Here is a 3,267-nt window from a genome sequence, read left to right as displayed (position 1 = left end):
AGTAAACGTTCTTTGACGTAAGGGAAAACAAGAAAGAGAAGTAAAAAGCGGGCTGTTATTCACAGAATAGCAGCACTTTACTCTTCCTTTTAGGGAGAGAAAGCGCAAGTGAGAAGTAAGTAAGAGCACACGGGGGATGCCTAGGGTCTCAGAGGCGAGGAAGGACGCGATAAGCTGCGATAAGCTGGGGGGAGGGGCACATACCCGTTATATCCCCAGATTTCCGAATGGGGCAACCCCGCGAGTTGAAGACTCGTGACCACTCTTTTATTAGATTGGGGCAAACGCAGGGAACTGAAACATCTAAGTACCTGCAGGAAAAGAAAATAACAATGATTCCCCAAGTAGTGGCGAGCGAACGGGGAGGAGCCCAAACCACGGCGGTTACGGCCGCTGTGGGGTTGTAGGACTGCGACATCTGATTAAATCGAGTTAACTGAAGTGTGTGGGAAAACACGCCAGAGACGGTGAGAGCCCGGTAGGTGACAATTCTGATTTACGGTAGCAGTATCCTGAGTAGGGCGGGGCCGGAGAAACCCCGTCTGAATCGAGCGGCACCATCCGCTAAGGCTACATACTCCTGAGACACCGATAGTGAACCAGTACCGTGAGGGAAAGGTGAAAAGAACCGCGGATAGCGGAGTGAAAAGAACCTGAAACCGTGTGCTTACAAGCAGTTAGAGGGAGTGAGTCTCCTGATAGCGTGCCTTTTGCATAATGAGCCTACGAGTTACTCCTCACTGGCAAGGTTAAGTGCTTGAAGGCACGAAGCCGCAGCGAAAGCGAGTCTGAATAGGGCGCGTAGTCAGTGGGGGTAGACGCGAAACCTAGTGAGCTACCCTTGAGCAGGATGAAGGAGCGGTAACACGCTGTGGAGGTCCGAACCAGTTTCCGTTGAAAAGGATTTGGATGACTTGAGGGTAGGGGTGAAAGGCCAATCAAACTAGGAAATAGCTCGTACTCCCCGAAATGTATTGAGGTACAGCGTCGTGGTTAGGTGCTGTGGAGGTAGAGCTACCAATAGGACTAGGGGGTGTCAGAGCCTACCGAATCCTGATGAACTCCGAATGCCACAGCATTCATACACGGCAGTGAGGCCTGGGGTGCTAAGGTCCCCGGCCGAGAGGGAAAGAACCCAGACCCGCCGCTAAGGTCCCTAAGTTCTAGCTAAGTTGAACAAAGGAGGTCCAGTTGCTTTGACAGCCAGGAGGTTGGCTTGGAAGCAGCCATTCCTTTAAAGAGTGCGTAACAGCTCACTGGTCGAGCGACCGGGCATCGATAATACGCGGGCATCAAGCTAGGCACCGAAGCGCGGGATTTGCATGAATTTGCAAGTGGTAGGGGAGCATTCTGGTTGCGGAGAAGCCGTCCTGTCAGGGCATGGTGGAGCGTCCAGAAAAGCACATGTAGGCATGAGTAACGATAAAATAGGTGCGAAACCTATTCGCCGATAGACTAAGGTTTCCAATTCAACGCTAATCGGAATTGGGTTAGGCGGGACCTAAGGGATAGCCGAGAGGTGTACCCGATGGCAAGCCAGTTGATATTCTGGCCCCCGGATGTAGAAGTGATGCAGGGACGCAGGAATGAAAGTACCGCGAGCGGACGGAAGTGCTCGTTAAAGCCCGTACCTATTGGCGGAGTAGTTAAGTACGCTCTGTTAGGGGAAAGGTGATAGTACTGCACGGCTTTCGGGCCACGCAGATAGTGTACCTAAGGACTGCCAAGAAAAGCTGCTAAACGTTGTATCTACAATCGGCCCGTACCGCAAACCGACACAGGTAGTCAAGGAGAGTATCCTGAGGCGCTCGAGTGAATCACGGCCAAGGAACTCGGCAAAATGGTCCTGTAACTTCGGGAGAAGGGACGCTTCCTCTGCGCAAGCAGAGAAGCCGCAGTGAAAAGACCCAAGCGACTGTTTAACAAAAACACATGGCTTTGCTAACGCGTAAGCGGACGTATAAGGCCTGACACCTGCCCGGTGCTGGAAGGTTAAGAGGGGAGCTTAGTCGCAAGGCGAAGGCTTGAATCGAAGCCCCAGTAAACGGCGGCCGTAACTATAACGGTCCTAAGGTAGCGAAATTCCTTGTCGGGTAAGTTCCGACCTGCACGAATGGTGTAACGATTTGGGTGCTGTCTCAGCCGTGAGCTCGGTGAAATTGTAGTCTCGGTGAAGATGCCGAGTACCCGCCACGGGACGGAAAGACCCCGTGCACCTTTACTATAGGTTGCCATTGGTGATGGGTTCAGTATGTGTAGCATAGGCGGGAGGCGTCGAAGCGGGGGCGCTAGCTCTCGTGGAGCCAACGTTGAAATACCGCCCTTACTGTGCCTGTTGCCTAACTCCACCTTTGGTGGAGAACAGTGGCTGCTGGGTAGTTTGACTGGGGTGGTCGCCTCCAAAAGAGTATCGGAGGCTTTCAAAGGTCCACTCAGTACGCTTGGTAACCGTACGTAGAGCGCAATAGTAGAAGTGGGCTTGACTGTGAGACTGACTAGTCGAGCAGGGTCGAAAGACGGATATAGTGATCCGGTGGTTCCGCATGGAAGGGCCATCGCTCAAAGGATAAAAGGTACGCCGGGGATAACAGGCTGATCTCCCCCAAGAGCTCATATCGACGGGGAGGTTTGGCACCTCGATGTCGGCTCGTCACGTCCTGGGGCTGGAGAAGGTCCCAAGGGTTCGGCTGTTCGCCGATTAAAGTGGCACGCGAGCTGGGTTCAGAACGTCGTGAGACAGTTCGGTCCCTATCTGTGGTGGGCGTTGGATGATTGAGAGGACCTGACTTTAGTACGAGAGGACCGAGTTGGACTAGCCGCTGGTGCGCCGGTTGTTCCGCCAGGAGCAGCGCCGGGTAGCTACGCTGGGAGCAGATAAGCGCTGAAAGCATCTAAGTGCGAAACTCACCTCAAGATGAGTCATCCCAATGAAAGGTTCGTGGTAGACTACCACGTGAATAGGCGGCAGGTGTAAAGTTGGAAACAACATAGCTGAGCCGTACTAAGGAACCGAGGGCTTACGCTTGACCCGATTAGGTGACTGCGTCACCCTTTCTACTTCTTTTTCTTTTCCCTTATGTCAACGGTTTTGTCGCTGCTCATTGAACACGAGTAGCAACGCCAGCAATGGTGGCTTTAGCCCGGGTGTTCACCTCTTCCCATTCCGAACAGAGTCGTTAAGCCCCGGTGCGCCTATGGTACTGCCTTCACCGGTGGGAGAGTCGGTCGCCGCCAACTTTACACGTGAGCCCTCCTGTTTCGCTTTCA

2 rRNA genes are annotated in these 3,267 nt (G+C 53.3%); both read left to right on the top strand.

What is annotated here, in order from left to right:
* Positions 1 to 108 precede the first annotated feature (108 nt).
* Positions 109 to 3,025, top strand: a 23S ribosomal RNA gene (locus ACYVGC_RS24875).
* A 100-nt stretch (positions 3,026 to 3,125) separates the two neighbouring features.
* Positions 3,126 to 3,237: ribosomal RNA gene (gene rrf, locus ACYVGC_RS24870) — 5S ribosomal RNA — on the top strand.
* The last annotated feature ends 30 nt before the right edge of the window (positions 3,238 to 3,267 follow it).

It is taken from the genome of Hymenobacter arcticus (genome assembly GCF_054779975.1).
Note: the sequence above shows the minus strand (reverse complement) of the source record. Positions and strands in the feature narration are given on the sequence as shown.